This is a genomic window from Flavobacterium xylosi (assembly GCF_042787345.1).
Lineage (GTDB): Bacteria > Bacteroidota > Bacteroidia > Flavobacteriales > Flavobacteriaceae > Flavobacterium > Flavobacterium xylosi.
The window spans coordinates 220,072-234,500 of the sequence record NZ_JBHZPZ010000003.1; the positions used below are offsets into that span (position 1 = coordinate 220,072).

Here is a 14,429-nt window from a genome sequence, read left to right on the forward strand (position 1 = left end):
TTACAAATTACGAATTTGCATTCTTAGATTTAGTTTTTTTACTTTTTGAATTGATGTAATCTGCAATAACTTCATAGGGAGTTTCAAAATCAAACCATTTGGTATTTTCATTTCTTTTGAACCAAGTCAGTTGTCGTTTAGAAAATCGTCTAGTGTTTTTCTTTATTTCTCCGATTGCGAATTCCAATGAAATTTCACGATCAAAATAGCTGAATAATTCTCTGTAGCCCACGGTTTGTAGTCCATTCAACTCTTTGTTAGGATATAAAGTTTTGGCTTCGGCCAATAAACCTTCGTTCATCATAATGTCAACACGCTGGTTGATTCTATCATAAATTACATTTCTATCGGCTTCTAAACCAATAAGGATAGGAGTGAAGTTTCGACTGTTTTGTTTCTGATTTAAAAAGGATGAATACGGTTTTCCGGAGCCCATACATACTTCTACAAAACGCATCATTCGTTGTGGGTTTTGCAAAGTTTGTGGATTTCCCTTTGTTAATCTTTCGTAATAATCAGGATCTAATGTTTCTAATTTTTGTTGTAAATACCCGATTCCTAATTTCTCATAATTTGAATTTACCGCTAAACGCACCGAAGCATCAATTTCAGGAAACTCATCAAAACCTTTTAGTACGGCATCAATGTACAACCCAGATCCACCAACCAGAATCACATAATCATTTGTCAAATACAATTCATCGAGTTTAGCATTGGCTTCTTTCTCGAAATCGCCTACTGTGTAATTTTCAAAAATAGATTTGTTTTGGATGAAATGGTGTTTTGCTGCAGTTAATTCTGATTTGCTGGGAACGGCGGTTCCAATAGTCATTTCCTTGAAAAATTGTCTGCTGTCACATGAAATGATTTCGCATTTGAAATAATCTGCTAAAACAATGCTCAGAGAAGTTTTTCCAATGGCGGTAGGGCCGACTATAGTTATTAAGTATTTCATGTTTTGTTATAACGAATGGTTGAAATGGACTTATAATAAAACTTAAAACTTGATTATTTTCAATGTTTTACTTTTTCGAACATGCCCTTGAATAATATTCTTAGTATCCCTGTTGTTTTGCATTGGTATAATAATATTTTTAAGGATCTCTATATTGTGAATTTGATAGTTCAAATCATAGAAAGCATATCCTTTATAAATTCCGTTTTCTATCAATACTGCACAACGTTCGTTGATTGTTCTTCCTTTGTCAACCAATATCATATTTTGATTTTCAAAGGTGTTTTTGTCAATAAAGCCTTGAACTCTTGCATTATATTCTTCTGGTGTAATTTGTCCAATACAGGCTCCGTCACACTCTTTTATACTGTATTGAAAACAGTTTGTTTTGGTGGCATATAAACCCGTTAATTTTTGGCACAAATGATAAGCCGAAGTAATTCTAAACAATGCATTTTTTCCTTCTTGCAACGAAGTAAATGAGGTGATTTCTTTTTTACGACCATCTGCTTTTTGCAATTTCAGATTCAAATATCCTTTTTCATCTTTTTCCACATACAAAGCCAGTTGGAAAATACTCTTCCTCTGCGCTCGGTTATGAATAGGCTTATTGATTTTTATTTCTTCGCTCTCTTTCAAAAGAGCAATCAATTCGCTTCCTGTTTCATCGTAAGTTACCGTGAAAACTTCTGCTTGAATTTTTTTGCATTTAGTTGTAGTGCCCGTGAAATGCTGGTTGACACGTTTTTTTATGTTTAGGCTTTTGCCAATATAAATCAGATTGCCTTTTTCGTTATGAATGTAGTAAGTTCCGGTTTTTGCGGGTAAATTTGAAATAATGTCTAATAATTTGGGAGCGATTCCTTTTTCGATTTCTAGCTTAATGAAATCTTTTACAATTTCTTTTTCTAAATCTTTCTCCAAAAGGATTTTAAATAATTTCACTGTTGCCAAAGCATCACCGCTAGCTCTGTGTCTATCTGCCATTGGGATTCCAAGGGCACGAACCAGTTTGCCCAAACTATGCGAAGGTTGCTCCGGTAATAATTTTTTTGACAATTCAACGGTACAAAGTGTTCTTGCCTCAAAATCATAGCCTAATCGTCTGAATTCAGTTCGAAGAATTCTATAATCAAAAGAAGCATTGTGTGCTACAATTACGCAATCATTCGTCATTTCGATAATGCGTTTGGCTACTTCAAAAAATTTAGGAGCAGAGTGTAACATTTCATTATTGATTCCGGTCAGTTTTACAACAAACGGCTGAATTGGGATTTCTGGATTGACTAAACTAATAAATTGGTCTACAACTTCATGTCCGTCAAATTTATAAATGGCGATTTCAGTTATTCCCTCTTCGTTAAATTGTCCTCCTGTGGTTTCTATGTCAAGTATTGCGTACAAAATAAGTATTCAGTGTTCAGTTTTTAGTGTTCAGTCATTGCGAGGAACGAAGCAATCTTATAATGTTCCAGCTTCAAACTTCTATTTTAATCTTTATCTTCCTCCAAAGATACTACTTCCTATTCGAACCATGGTGCTTCCGCATTCAATTGCGAGTTGATAATCTCCCGACATTCCCATAGAAAGAATAGTAAATTGTGAATTGTGAATTGTGAATTGATCAAAAATTGATTTTAAGTGTGTGAATTCTTTTTTGATTTGTTCTTTATTATCTGTAAATGTTGCCATTCCCATCAGTCCCACAATTCTTATATTTTTCATCTCCTGAAATTCATCAGAAGATAGCAACGAAGCCAATTCCTGCTCGTCAAGACCAAATTTAGTTTCTTCTTTAGCAATATGTATTTGCAATAAACAATCAATAATTCTGCTATTTTTTTGTGCTTGCTTGTTGATTTCCTGCAGTAATTTCAAACTATCTACTCCATGGATCAAGGTCACAAATTGTGCCATAAATTTGACTTTATTCGTCTGAACATGACCAATCATATGCCAATCAACGTCTTTTGGCATTTGTTCCCATTTCTCGGCCATTTCCTGGATTTTGTTTTCTCCAAAAATGCGTTGTCCTGCCTCATAAGCTTCCATTAACTCAGCAACAGGTTTGGTTTTAGAAACAGCCACTAAGGTTACGTGTTCTGGTAATGTGACTTTTATTGAAAGTAAGTTTTTAGCTATCGACATTTTTTAATCTTTTAATTTATTAGTATGAAATCAAAGTTCGTAAATGATCAAACCACTTCTAAACTTTGGTTCGATATAAGTACTTTTTGGAGGCATGATCAAATTGTTGTCGGCCAAAGCTTTAATTTCCTTTATATTAGATGGAAACAAAATAAATCCAACTTCAAATTCGGCCTGATCAATTTTTTGTTTTACTTCTAAAACAGATTGCTTTCCCGAGATATATTCGATGCGTTCGTCATTTCGTAAATCTGCAATTCCAAGAAGAGGTAAAAGTACGTTCTTGTACAGAATTTGTGTGTCTAAACTTTCCAAAGCAGTTTGAAAAACTTCATTTTCTTTTCGTAAAATTAGGCTATAAAAATCATTGTCAAGATACATTCCGAACTGATGTTTTTCAGAAGGTTGAAAAGGTTGCTTATGTTTATTTTCAATAATAAAATCCTTAGCCAGTTCCTTGATAAAATCCTCGTTCGAGAAACCATTCAAATCTTTTACCAATCGATTAAATTCATAAATCTTGACGTTGTTTTCGGAAATTAGATAACTTAATATATAATCTTTTACAGTATTTTCAGGGTCTTTGTTTTCTTCGGATAATAATTTTAAAGCTTCTGTACGATGATGTCCGTCAGCAATATATAGACTTTCTGTTTTATCAAATATATTTTGTAACCAACTAATCTCTAATGAATCTTCAATTTTCCAAAGATAATGAATCTCTTTTTTGGTAGTCGAGAATTCGAAATCAGCTAATTTTTGAGTGCAATTATAAATCCAATTTTCTATTGTCTTATTATCAGGATATGTCATTAAAACAGGCTCTGTGTTGAACTCTGCATATTTCATATAATCTTTTAGCAACTGAACTCTAAAAGCTAGGATATCTTCGTGTTTTTTTATGACATTATTGCGGTAATCTTCAACACTTGTTCCCACAATAATTCCGGTGAAAGAATGTGTTTTGGTAACAATTTTATGAATATAGATAGCAGGCTTATTATCTTTAACTAAAATAATTTCATTTTTGAATTGCTGATATTTTTGATGTACTTGTCTATATCTTTTTTCAAAAGAAACAGTTTCCTGATTGGTATAGGCCGGTTTTAGAATATGCAAAAAAGACAATGGATTAAAATCCAATTGTGCTGCTAACTCGGCATTCACATATTCTTCATAAGAACGACAGGTGACAAGGCATACTTTATCACGAGTAGGACGAACTGCTTTAAAAGGAACTATTATAGCCATAATTATGTCAAAAGTCCTAAAGTCGAATGTCTAAAGAAATCAACTTTAAGACTTTCGACTTTTTAATATTGAGACTATATAAATTGTTTAGAAATCTTTTCTGCTTTTTTGCTTTCGGAATAATCGTAGAAACCTTCACCAGATTTCACGCCCATTTTTCCTGCGCGAACCATATTTACTAATAGTGGGCAAGGAGCATATTTCGGATTTTTGAAACCATCGTACATAACATTTAAAATAGCCAAACATACATCAAGTCCTATAAAATCAGCTAATTGTAAAGGTCCCATTGGGTGTCCCATTCCTAATTTCATTACGGTGTCAATTTCATAAACTCCGGCAACTTTGTTATATAAAGTTTCGATTGCTTCATTGATCATGGGCATCAAAATTCTATTGGCAACAAAACCTGGATAATCGTTTACTTCAACAGGCGTTTTTCCTAATTTTTCAGATAAATCCATGATAGTTTTCGTCACTTCATCAGAAGTAGTATAACCACGAATGATTTCAACTAGTTTCATAATTGGCACCGGATTCATAAAATGCATACCAATAACACGTTCCGGATTTGCTACAACAGCTCCTATTTGAGTAATCGAAATGGATGAAGTATTAGTTGCCAAAATCGTATTGTGAGAACAAGCTTCGTTCAATTGCTTGAAAATATTAAGTTTTAATTCTACATTTTCGGTAGCTGCTTCAATAACTAAATCTACACCAACAACACCATCTTTAATGTCTGTATAAGTGATTATATTGGTAATTGTTCTTGCTTTTTCTTCTTCAGTTATGGTTCCTTTTGCCAGCATTCTGTCTAAATTGGCAGCAATAGTAGCCATTCCTTTATCTAGAGATTTTTCTGAAACATCTATTAATTTAACGGTAAAACCACTTTGGGCAAATGTATGAGCAATTCCGTTACCCATTGTTCCGGCTCCGATTACGGCTATGTTTTTCATTTTTTTTAGTTTAAAGTTTAAAAGTCTAAAGTTTAAAGTTCTTTTGAGCAACTTTAAACCTTAAACTTTAAAGAAATTTCATTTATTTTTTAAAACAATCGATGATTTGGTACGCTACTCTTAAAGCCTCTGTCGCTTGTTTTAAAGTTACAATAGGAGTAGTGTTATTATTGATCGCATCAGCAAATGATTCTAATTCGTCAAGAATTGCGTTGTTTTGTTCCACATCTGGATTTGAAAAGTAGATTTGTTTTTTTACTCCTTCAGCGTTTTGTAAAATGATGTCAAAATCACCCGGAACTTCTGGAGCGTCTTTCATTTTTACCACTTCGCATTTCTTTTCCAAGAAATCTACGGAGATGTAAGCATCTTTCTGGAAGAAACGTGATTTCCGCATGTTTTTCATCGAAATTCTGCTGGCCGTCAAATTAGCAACACACCCATTTTCGAATTCGATTCGGGCATTTGCAATATCTGGGGTATCACTTATCACCGAAACTCCGCTGGCATTGATGCTTTTTACTTTAGATTTTACAACACTTAAAATAGCATCAATGTCATGTATCATCAAATCTAAAACCACAGGAACATCGGTACCGCGAGGGTTAAATTCAGCCAAACGATGCGTTTCAATAAACATGGGATTATCAATCATGTTTTTGCTTGCTTTGAAAGCTGGATTAAATCGTTCAACATGACCAACCTGTCCTTTGACGTTATATTCTTTTGCTAAAGCAATAATTTCTTCAGCTTCTTCAACGGTATTTGATATTGGCTTTTCTATAAAAACGTGCTTACCTGATTTGATAGCTACTTTGGCGCATTTATAATGGGAAAGCGTAGGGGTAACAATATCAATCACATCAACAGCATGAATAAGTGTAGCTATGGTGCTAAAATGTTTATAGCCAAATTCTTTAGAAACTTTTTCGGCATTTTCTTGGTTTGGGTCGTAAAAACCAACTAATTCATATTTTTCAGATTGTTGTAATAAACGCAAATGTATTTTACCCAGATGACCCGCACCTAACACTCCAATTTTCAGCATAATGATTTAATTTGTACAAAAATAGCAATAAAATGATTAATTTTTTAAGGATATCAAACAATTATTTAACCAATTTAATATTAAAAATTCACTATTTAATATTAAAAATTGTTTTCTATTTTTGCCTCAAATAAAACAGCAAATTTTGAAAGATACAGCCAAACATCAAGGACTTCGGAATCAATTAGTAAGCATTTTGGAACAAAAAGGGATTACTGATAAAAATGTTTTGGATGCGATAAAAAAAATACCAAGACATCTATTTTTAAATTCCAGTTTTGAGGATTATGCTTATCAGGACAAAGCATTTCCTATTGGGGCTGGTCAAACTATTTCTCAACCTTATACTGTAGCTTTTCAATCTCAACTATTGGAAGTAAAAAAAGAACACAAAATTTTAGAAATAGGAACTGGTTCCGGTTACCAAACAGCAGTTTTGTGCACCATGGGAGCAAAGGTTTATAGTGTCGAAAGACAAAATGAATTATTCAAGCAAACATCCATTTTATTTCCAAAGCTGAGTATTCGTCCCAAACATCTTTCTTTTGGAGATGGTTATAAAGGATTACCAAGTTATGCTCCTTTTGATAGTATTATTGTTACGGCAGGAGCTCCGTTTATTCCTCAGCCTTTAATGGCACAGTTAAAAATAGGAGGAAGACTGGTTATTCCGTTAGGAGAGGACGTTCAAATTATGACTTTGTTAATCAGAAAAAATGAAACGCAATTTGAGAAACATGAATTCGGAGAGTTTCGATTTGTACCATTATTAGAAGATAAAAATTAAAATCCATCCCCAACCCTTCCCAAAAGGAAGGGAGCTGATGTATTATTATTATTATTATTGACCAATAATGGTTAAATATCGCTCTAAACTTTCTTTTTCCATTTGAGCGATGAACAGCAAAAAATCTTCTTTGTTGTTTTTAGTTTGAGCTGTTTCCAGTGCTTGGTAGTATTGCATTCTACTTTCATAATCACCTTTTATGTTGGCTATAATGTAGCCATGTTGCAATAAAATTAAGTTCATCACTAAACGAGAAGTTCTGCCGTTTCCATCAATAAACGGATGAATAGTGACTAAACGCTCGTGTATTTCGGCAGCCAAAACGACAGGATGAAGATTGTTTTTATTGGTTTCGTACCAAATAAAAAAATCCTCCATTTCTTTGGCAACTAGAAACGGTTGAGATGGCAAATGACTGCTTCCTTGAATCATCACTTGTACTTTTCTATAGCGACCTGCATCTTCCGGATGGATACCTCTTAAAATTAGATTGTGAATTGATAAAACCTCTCGTTGATTTATAGAAGTTTTTTTTTGCATCAAATCTTTGATATAAGCAATCGCTTCCTGATGATTAATTACCTCAAGATGCTCCCGCATACTTTTCCCTGAAATAGTCAGACCTTCATTGATAACCAAATTAGTTTCCCGAAGCGTCATAGTGTTTCCTTCGATACGGTTACTTTCAAAAGTGTATTCTAATTCTAATGCCTGAGCGATGCGATAGCTGTCAAATTGACGAAAACCATCCAGTTTTGTCTTTAAACTATCTATTTCATCTAAAATTTTTTGTAGTGTGGTAGATATTTTCTTCTTAGAAGATTTACTTTGATATCTTATCTCTTCTTCAGCAACTAGTAATGCTTTTAATGCAAATTCATCCTGTCCTATTTCATAAAGAATTTTTTCTTTTAGCCAAGCTACCATTATGGTTTCTAAATCTATTTCCAATAATGACGCTAGCTTTATAACTTGATCTCTAGTGGGTTTCCTGTTGCCACTTTCAAATTTACTAATCAAGGCTTGATCAATTCCTAAAATTTGAGCCACTTCTCTGGTTTTGAGTCCTTTTTGTTCTCTTGCATTTTTGAGTAGTGTTTTCATTTTTAGATTAAGTTTAAAATTGTCTTGACAAATTTAGTCATTTTTTTGAATATAAAAAAACATCACTGTTTTTTAACTTCAATTTTTATTTAAAATGCTTTTTTGATTCTATCAAGATCTCTTTTGGTATCTTGTTCTTTTAAGGATTCGCGTTTGTCATAGGTTTTCTTCCCTTTACAAAGACCAATTTGTAGTTTAGCCATTCCTTTTTCATTGGTGAACAATTTCAAAGGAATAATGGTTAGTCCTTTGGCTTGAACACTTTTGATTAATCCTTTCAATTCTCTTTTATTTAAAAGTAACTTACGTTCGCTTCTCGCTTTGTGGTTGAATTGATTGCCAAAAGTATATTCTTCAATGTATGTATTGATGGCAAAAAGTTCATTATTGCTAAATTCACAGAAACTCTCTGTAATATTCGCTTTTCCTAGACGGATTGATTTAATCTCAGTTCCAGCCAAAACAATACCAGCAGTGAATGTTTCGATTATTTCATAATCGAATTTGGCTCTTTTGTTGTATATATTTATTGTTTTTAGCATAGGATTGCAAAGGTATGATAAAAAAGAAAAGATTTGAAATAATGGATAATAATTAGGGTTAAAATAACTTCAGAACGATGATTTTTATTTCAAATAATTATTCAGTTGTCATTTTATGAAAATAATTTGTTTCACAATTACTTACGGCAATTTTAATAGTTGATGATTAATAGAATCGCTATTAATAGTCACAATGTAAAGATTACCAAAAGTCACATCATCCATATCATTATACATTTTTTTGTTTATAATTTGATTGACAAAATTTGGAATTGTATTGCTGTGACCAACAACCAAAACTTTTTTTCCTAAAGTATTTTTTTTGAATGATTCAATGTCTATGGGTTTAGGATCATAATTTATAATAGTAATCTTGTTGTTTGTTGCCAAAGGAGCTGCAGTTTGAAGAGTTCTTTTGAAATTAGTAGAGTAAATTGCATCTAGATTAATTTCTGAAAATATTTCATTCCAAAGTTTGGCTCTTTCACGACCAATTTCAGATAAATCGGCATCTTTAGAACTATCAACTTTCTCTGCATGACGTATAAAGTAATACGTGGTTGTACTGTTTTGTCCAAAACTGACTTGCAAAACAAAAAAAGCAACGATCAATAAATATTTTTTCATTTGAACTAATTTTAAATTTATTATTTAACGATTTTATATATTTGCAAAATGGAAAATTTAAAATCAAAAGATCCTCTTCACGGAATCACCCTGCTAAAAATATTGGAACAATTAGTGGAATATTATGGATTTGATACTTTGGGAGAATTAATAAAAATTAAATGTTTTACAGATAATCCCAGTATAAAATCGTCATTGACTTTCTTAAGAAAAACGGATTGGGCAAGAAAACAAGTTGAAGATTTATATGTTCAGTCCTTGCCTAAATGGACAAAATAGCTCCAGTTTAATTAATACGATAGGAGACCATAACGCCACCTCGGTAGGGTAACCATTCTCCGCTTTTATTCCAATTTTTAGCAGTTTCATACCGTTCTCCCGTGCTTAAATAATATCCATGGTAAAATCCTTGTTGATTACCTCCTCCTAAAAAACAATCTAATACAAACTTGTCATTTATTTTAGCTTGATATCCAATTGTGGCGCCCATAACATACCCAAATCCCTTTTCATACTTATCAGTATTTAGATAGTTCCATTTTTGGAAATTAAATGCAGTTGCGCCGATATGTGCTCCAACATAAAAACCATTGTGTTTTTCTTTAAAATGATAGCGATATTCAGGAATAAAAATATAAAATTGAAAAGGCTTACCGTCCACAGATTTCCAAGGGGAGCCTAAAATGTCTAATTGAAAAGTCGATTTTTTTCCAATGCTGGTTTCAATACCAACATTTGGAACACCCAATAAAGTAGTCAACGCATTTACTTTTACATAGGTCTGACTTTGAGACGAGATTGAAACAAGAAGAATTGTAATTAATAATAATTTTTTCATAATGAAGGTTGCATAATGCTTTTCCAATAAAGCAGCATTTTTTTGCGGCAAATGTATGGATTATTCTTTCAAACAGACAATAATATGGTTTTTTGTAAAAAATAATCTCCAATAATTTAGTAGAGACTTATTTATTCAAAATTGAATAAATAACGGTGTCTAAAAAACGTCCTTCATAGAATTCATTTTCCTTCAAATGCGCTTCTTTTACAAAACCACATTTTTGTAAAACTCTTTCAGATCCAAAATTTTCAGGATCAATAATAGCTTCAATCGAATGTAGTTTCATTTCATTAAAACCATAATTTACTACCTCTTTTATAGCTTCAGAAATGATTCCTTTTCCATTATATTCCGGAAGTAGCATATAGCCGACTTCAGCTCTATAATGTTCAGGTTTTATTCTATAATGCCCGATGATTCCTATTAGTTTTGAATCATATTTGTAAGTTATAGCCCAGTTTATTCCTTCGTTGGTATCAATTTTTGCGTCAATCATTGCAATATGTTCTAAGGCATCGTCAATTGATTTAACTAATGGTCTTGGAATGTATTTCATGGTTTCTGGATTAGAACGCAAGGCGAAAATTTCATTTGCATCATTCTCGTTGACGCGTCTCAATAGTAATCGTTCAGTTTCTAAATTTGGAAATGGAGTGAAATTTATAGTTAACATGTTATTTTATTTTTAATAATTTACAGAATTTCAATACTGAATTCTGATTGGAAAGTTTTATTTTCTTCTAGGATTTGAATCCCTTCTTTCTCAAAAAGATTTCCTGAATTTTCATTTGTATCCGAGTAACCAAGCCAAGGTTCTATGCAAAGAAATGGTGCATTCATTTTGGTCCAAATTCCTAAACTTGGAAAATTTTTAAAATTAACCCGCAATTTTGGATTTGAATTTTCTAAAATTGTAACCGAATTTGATTCCAATGTTTTAAAAATTAAAGCATCATTTTTAAATAATTCGTATGTCAATGGAATGCAGTCGTTTTGAACTTCCAGTGTTTTTGTTTTATTTGAAATTAAATCATTTTCCAGATGGTAATATTCTAAAGATTCTTGTTTTTCAAATTGAATAGCATAATTTTCAAAATTTCCGGGTAAAGCAAAAGCGGGATGTGCTCCAATAGAAAACGGCATTTTTGACTTGCCATTATTCATAACTTTGTAAGCAATGTTTAAGCTGTTTTGATCTACTGAATAGATTATTTGCAATTCAAATATAAACGGATAGACTTTGAGCGTTTCTTCGGATGATTGTATCGAGAAAGTGACAGAATTTTCTTTTTTATCGACTAATTTAAAATCCATATCCCTAGCAAAACCATGTCGTGATAAATGATATTCTGTTTCGTTATATTGATAAGAATTATTTTTTAACGTGCCTACAATTGGAAACAAAACAGGAGAGTGCTTTCCCCAAAAATCAGGATTTCCTTCCCAGATGTATTCTTTGTTCTCATTATTTTTTAGAGAACATAATTCGGCACCAAAGCTATTTATTGTAGCGGTTAAAAAGGTATTTTTAATTACTGTTATCAAAGCAGTTTGTGTTTAAATTTTAAAATGTAAATATATTTTAAAATTTGTTCAAAAATATAAATCAGTCAAAATCTATTTAAATTAATAATTAATGTATTTTCAATAACTCCTTTTTTTTGTTAAGACATGAGTAATTTTTTATTTATTTGTTAAACTTTTTAATTGATTATAATTTGAATTTTAACCAGTTCTCAATTTTAGAGAATTAATGAATCTCCTTTTTTCAATAAAATAGTGTAACAAAAGGATTCACTTTTATACTTATCGGTAATCAAACAAATAATACAATATAAAATCAATCATATTATGAAAAACAATTTCTTTAAAGCTTCCTTCTGTTTAGCTTTATTTTTTGGAGTTTCTGCGCTTCAGGCACAGGACACCAAAACAAACGTATCAAAGTACGATTATCATGATGCATTTGCACCAGGTTTTTATACTAAAAACGGAACCGAAACTCGTTCTGCAAGTGGGCAACCCGGAGTAAAGTATTGGCAAAATAGAGCAGATTATAAATTAACTGCAAGTCTAAATGACAAAACCAGCGAAATCATTGGAACTGAAACGTTAACGTATACCAATAATAGCCCTGATAAATTGGCTTTTCTATGGATGAACGTTGACCAAAATTTATTTAAAAAAGATTCTCGTGGAATTTCAGTTGTTCCAGTAAGCGGAAGTCGCAATGGAGCAGATGGAGAAGATTTTGACGGAGGTCATAAAATTAAATCTGTTAAAGTTATTGCAACTGTAGGAGGAAAAGTTGTTGAAAAAGAAGCAAAATTCATTATCGCAGATACTCGTATGCAAATTATTTTGCCACAAGAATTAAATGGTAATGGTACTTCAATTAAAGTAAAAATTGATTTTTCTTATATTTCACCAAAATATGGTTCAGACAGAACAGGAGTTTTAGATACTAAAAATGGTAAAATTTTTACGATTGCTCAATGGTATCCAAGAATGTGTGTGTATGACGATGTAAAAGGTTGGAACACTTTGCCTTATTTAGGTGCAGGGGAGTTTTATCTAGAATATGGAGATTTTGATGTTTCAATCACAGCACCTGCAAATCATATTGTAGTTTGTTCTGGGGATTTGCAAAATCCTTCAGAAGTATACACTGCTGAACAACAAAAACGTTGGGCTCAAGCTGCTGCCAGTGACAAAACGGTTATGATTCGTACAGCTGCGGAAGTTACCAATGCTAGTTCTAGACCTGCTGGAAAAGCTACTTTAACTTGGAAGTTTAAAATGAAAAGTTCCAGAGACGTTGCTTTTGCATCTTCTGCTGCTTTTATTATTGATGCAGCCAAGATTAATTTGCCAAGCGGAAAAAAATCAGTAGCTATTTCTGCTTATCCAGTAGAAAGTGAAGGTCAGGACGCTTGGGGTCGTTCCACAGAATATACTAAAACTTCAATAGAAAACTATTCTAAAAGATGGTATGAATATCCTTATCCTGCGGCTATAAATGTGGCAGGTAATGAAGGTGGAATGGAATATCCTGGTATTGTTTTTTGTAGTTGGGAATCAAAAGGAGAAGGTTTATGGGGCGTTACGGATCATGAGTTTGGTCATATTTGGTTTCCAATGATTGTAGGTTCAAACGAAAGATTATTTGCCTGGATGGATGAAGGATTCAATACATTTATCAACTCTTTGAGTTCTGTTGATTTTAATAACGGAGAATACAAGCAACCGGTTGCAGATTTGCATCGTTCTTCAATGATGCTAACAAATCCTGATATGGAACCTGTTTTTTCTGCTCCAGATGGATTAAAAGAAGCTAACCTAGGTATTTTAGCATATTACAAACCAGCTTCAGGTCTTACTATGTTACGTGAGCAAATTCTAGGAAAAGAACGTTTTGATTATGCTTTTAGAACTTATATAGAGCGTTGGGCTTTCAAACATCCAACACCAGATGACTTTTTCCGTACGATGGAAAATGTAGCCGGAGAAGATTTAAACTGGTTTTGGAGAGGTTGGATTATTAATAACTGGCGTTTTGATCAAGCAGTTTCTAAAGTGAAATATGTAAAAAATGATCCAACTAAAGGAGCTGTTATTACTATTGAAAATTTAGAAAAAATGCCTTTTCCTTCTATTTTAGATATTAAGTCTAAATCTGGTAAAGTGACTAGAGTGACTCTTCCTGTAGAAATTTGGGAACGCAATAAAAGCTGGTCATTCAAAACTACTATAAATGAAGAAATTGAATCTATAACATTAGATCCAAATCACGTATTCCCGGATGTAAATACAGATAATGATACTTGGACTTCAGGAAAAGGGGAATTAGAAAAAGATGTTATATTAGATGCTTACTTAGGATCATTTTCAAGTAAACAAATTCCTGTAAAAATTGTTTTTTCTGAAGAGAACGGTACTCTAACAGGGAAATCTGAAGGTCAATCAAATTTAACTTTTACGCCTACCGGAAAGGATAAATTCTTGGCTACTCAAGCCGGACTTACCATTCAGTTTAATGAAAATAAAAGTGAATTTACTTTAGAAGTACCCGGTCAAAGTTTCTTGTTCACAAGAGATAAATAGTATTATAGAGTATTTATAAAAAACGCCAACTGAGAAGTTGGCGTTTTTTTTTGCTTTCGT

Annotated in this window: 15 protein-coding genes; 3 read left to right on the forward strand and 12 right to left on the reverse strand. The window is 32.4% G+C overall.

From position 1 onward, the window contains the following. Positions 1 to 7 precede the first annotated feature (7 nt). The 6 genes from miaA to ACFX5E_RS03790 form a co-directional block, all read right to left on the reverse strand. Complete coding sequence (gene miaA / locus ACFX5E_RS03765) at positions 8 to 955, reverse strand: tRNA (adenosine(37)-N6)-dimethylallyltransferase MiaA (protein WP_379853833.1); 948 nt, start codon at positions 953 to 955, stop codon at positions 8 to 10. A 42-nt stretch (positions 956 to 997) separates the two neighbouring features. Continuing rightward, complete coding sequence (locus tag ACFX5E_RS03770) at positions 998 to 2,359, reverse strand: exonuclease domain-containing protein (RefSeq protein ID WP_379853834.1); 1,362 nt, start codon at positions 2,357 to 2,359, stop codon at positions 998 to 1,000. Positions 2,360 to 2,452: 93 nt separating this feature from the next. Further along, the gene (locus ACFX5E_RS03775; RefSeq protein ID WP_379853835.1) at positions 2,453 to 3,103 is read right to left on the reverse strand and encodes a YggS family pyridoxal phosphate-dependent enzyme; all 651 of its coding nucleotides are present in this window, start codon (positions 3,101 to 3,103) and stop codon (positions 2,453 to 2,455) included. Between the two features lie 30 nt (positions 3,104 to 3,133). Continuing rightward, positions 3,134 to 4,354 (reverse strand): DUF1015 domain-containing protein, encoded by a 1,221-nt coding sequence (locus tag ACFX5E_RS03780; protein ID WP_379853836.1) that lies wholly within the window; start codon positions 4,352 to 4,354, stop codon positions 3,134 to 3,136. 74 nt (positions 4,355 to 4,428) lie between these two features. After that, positions 4,429 to 5,316, reverse strand: a complete 888-nt coding sequence (locus ACFX5E_RS03785) for a 3-hydroxyacyl-CoA dehydrogenase family protein (RefSeq protein WP_379853837.1) — start codon at positions 5,314 to 5,316, stop codon at positions 4,429 to 4,431. 82 nt (positions 5,317 to 5,398) lie between these two features. Then, on the reverse strand, positions 5,399 to 6,364 hold the full coding sequence (locus ACFX5E_RS03790) for a Gfo/Idh/MocA family protein (RefSeq protein ID WP_379853838.1): 966 nt from the start codon (positions 6,362 to 6,364) through the stop codon (positions 5,399 to 5,401). Between the two features lie 145 nt (positions 6,365 to 6,509). Here ACFX5E_RS03790 and ACFX5E_RS03795 point away from each other — a divergent pair, with 145 nt between their 5' ends. After that, entirely contained in the window at positions 6,510 to 7,151 is a 642-nt protein-coding gene (locus ACFX5E_RS03795) for a protein-L-isoaspartate(D-aspartate) O-methyltransferase (RefSeq protein WP_379853839.1), read from the forward strand. 54 nt (positions 7,152 to 7,205) lie between these two features. On the opposite strand, the gene ACFX5E_RS03800 is transcribed toward ACFX5E_RS03795, so the two are convergent. From ACFX5E_RS03800 to ACFX5E_RS03810, 3 genes are all read right to left on the reverse strand, one after another. Beyond that, on the reverse strand, positions 7,206 to 8,255 hold the full coding sequence (locus ACFX5E_RS03800; RefSeq protein ID WP_379853840.1) for a Fic family protein: 1,050 nt from the start codon (positions 8,253 to 8,255) through the stop codon (positions 7,206 to 7,208). Positions 8,256 to 8,344: 89 nt separating this feature from the next. Next, positions 8,345 to 8,797: an SsrA-binding protein SmpB gene (smpB, locus tag ACFX5E_RS03805; protein ID WP_379853841.1), complete on the reverse strand. Its 453-nt coding sequence runs from the start codon at positions 8,795 to 8,797 to the stop codon at positions 8,345 to 8,347. A 141-nt stretch (positions 8,798 to 8,938) separates the two neighbouring features. Beyond that, positions 8,939 to 9,424 (reverse strand): SixA phosphatase family protein, encoded by a 486-nt coding sequence (locus ACFX5E_RS03810; RefSeq protein WP_379853842.1) that lies wholly within the window; start codon positions 9,422 to 9,424, stop codon positions 8,939 to 8,941. A 48-nt stretch (positions 9,425 to 9,472) separates the two neighbouring features. On the opposite strand from ACFX5E_RS03810, the gene ACFX5E_RS03815 reads away from it, so the two are divergent. After that, positions 9,473 to 9,703, forward strand: a complete 231-nt coding sequence (locus tag ACFX5E_RS03815; RefSeq protein WP_379853843.1) for a VF530 family protein — start codon at positions 9,473 to 9,475, stop codon at positions 9,701 to 9,703. 7 nt (positions 9,704 to 9,710) lie between these two features. Here the strand turns inward: ACFX5E_RS03815 and ACFX5E_RS03820 are convergent, their stop codons facing one another. The 3 genes from ACFX5E_RS03820 to ACFX5E_RS03830 form a co-directional block, all read right to left on the reverse strand. Beyond that, positions 9,711 to 10,262 (reverse strand): DUF3575 domain-containing protein, encoded by a 552-nt coding sequence (locus ACFX5E_RS03820; protein WP_379853844.1) that lies wholly within the window; start codon positions 10,260 to 10,262, stop codon positions 9,711 to 9,713. 127 nt (positions 10,263 to 10,389) lie between these two features. Next, complete coding sequence (locus tag ACFX5E_RS03825; protein ID WP_379853845.1) at positions 10,390 to 10,938, reverse strand: GNAT family N-acetyltransferase; 549 nt, start codon at positions 10,936 to 10,938, stop codon at positions 10,390 to 10,392. A gap of 20 nt (positions 10,939 to 10,958) precedes the next feature. Then, complete coding sequence (locus ACFX5E_RS03830) at positions 10,959 to 11,810, reverse strand: aldose 1-epimerase family protein (protein ID WP_379853846.1); 852 nt, start codon at positions 11,808 to 11,810, stop codon at positions 10,959 to 10,961. A gap of 306 nt (positions 11,811 to 12,116) precedes the next feature. Between ACFX5E_RS03830 and ACFX5E_RS03835 the strand changes: the two genes are divergently transcribed. Then, a complete protein-coding gene (locus ACFX5E_RS03835) occupies positions 12,117 to 14,369 on the forward strand; it encodes a M1 family metallopeptidase (protein ID WP_379853847.1) in 2,253 nt (750 codons plus the stop codon). Positions 14,370 to 14,429 lie beyond the last annotated feature (60 nt).

What these genes read in the sequence shown, in the direction of transcription:
- ACFX5E_RS03815 (WP_379853843.1), top strand. Translation starts at nt 9,473, where the DNA reads ATGGAAAATTTAAAATCAAAAGATCCTCTTCACGGAATCACCCTGCTA.
- ACFX5E_RS03835 (WP_379853847.1), top strand. Translation starts at nt 12,117, where the DNA reads ATGAAAAACAATTTCTTTAAAGCTTCCTTCTGTTTAGCTTTATTTTTT.
- miaA (WP_379853833.1), bottom strand. Translation starts at nt 955, where the DNA reads ATGAAATACTTAATAACTATAGTCGGCCCTACCGCCATTGGAAAAACT.
- ACFX5E_RS03800 (WP_379853840.1), bottom strand. Translation starts at nt 8,255, where the DNA reads ATGAAAACACTACTCAAAAATGCAAGAGAACAAAAAGGACTCAAAACC.
- ACFX5E_RS03810 (WP_379853842.1), bottom strand. Translation starts at nt 9,424, where the DNA reads ATGAAAAAATATTTATTGATCGTTGCTTTTTTTGTTTTGCAAGTCAGT.
- ACFX5E_RS03820 (WP_379853844.1), bottom strand. Translation starts at nt 10,262, where the DNA reads ATGAAAAAATTATTATTAATTACAATTCTTCTTGTTTCAATCTCGTCT.
- ACFX5E_RS03790 (WP_379853838.1), bottom strand. Translation starts at nt 6,364, where the DNA reads ATGCTGAAAATTGGAGTGTTAGGTGCGGGTCATCTGGGTAAAATACAT.
- ACFX5E_RS03775 (WP_379853835.1), bottom strand. Translation starts at nt 3,103, where the DNA reads ATGTCGATAGCTAAAAACTTACTTTCAATAAAAGTCACATTACCAGAA.
- ACFX5E_RS03825 (WP_379853845.1), bottom strand. Translation starts at nt 10,938, where the DNA reads ATGTTAACTATAAATTTCACTCCATTTCCAAATTTAGAAACTGAACGA.
- ACFX5E_RS03785 (WP_379853837.1), bottom strand. Translation starts at nt 5,316, where the DNA reads ATGAAAAACATAGCCGTAATCGGAGCCGGAACAATGGGTAACGGAATT.
- ACFX5E_RS03780 (WP_379853836.1), bottom strand. Translation starts at nt 4,354, where the DNA reads ATGGCTATAATAGTTCCTTTTAAAGCAGTTCGTCCTACTCGTGATAAA.
- smpB (WP_379853841.1), bottom strand. Translation starts at nt 8,797, where the DNA reads ATGCTAAAAACAATAAATATATACAACAAAAGAGCCAAATTCGATTAT.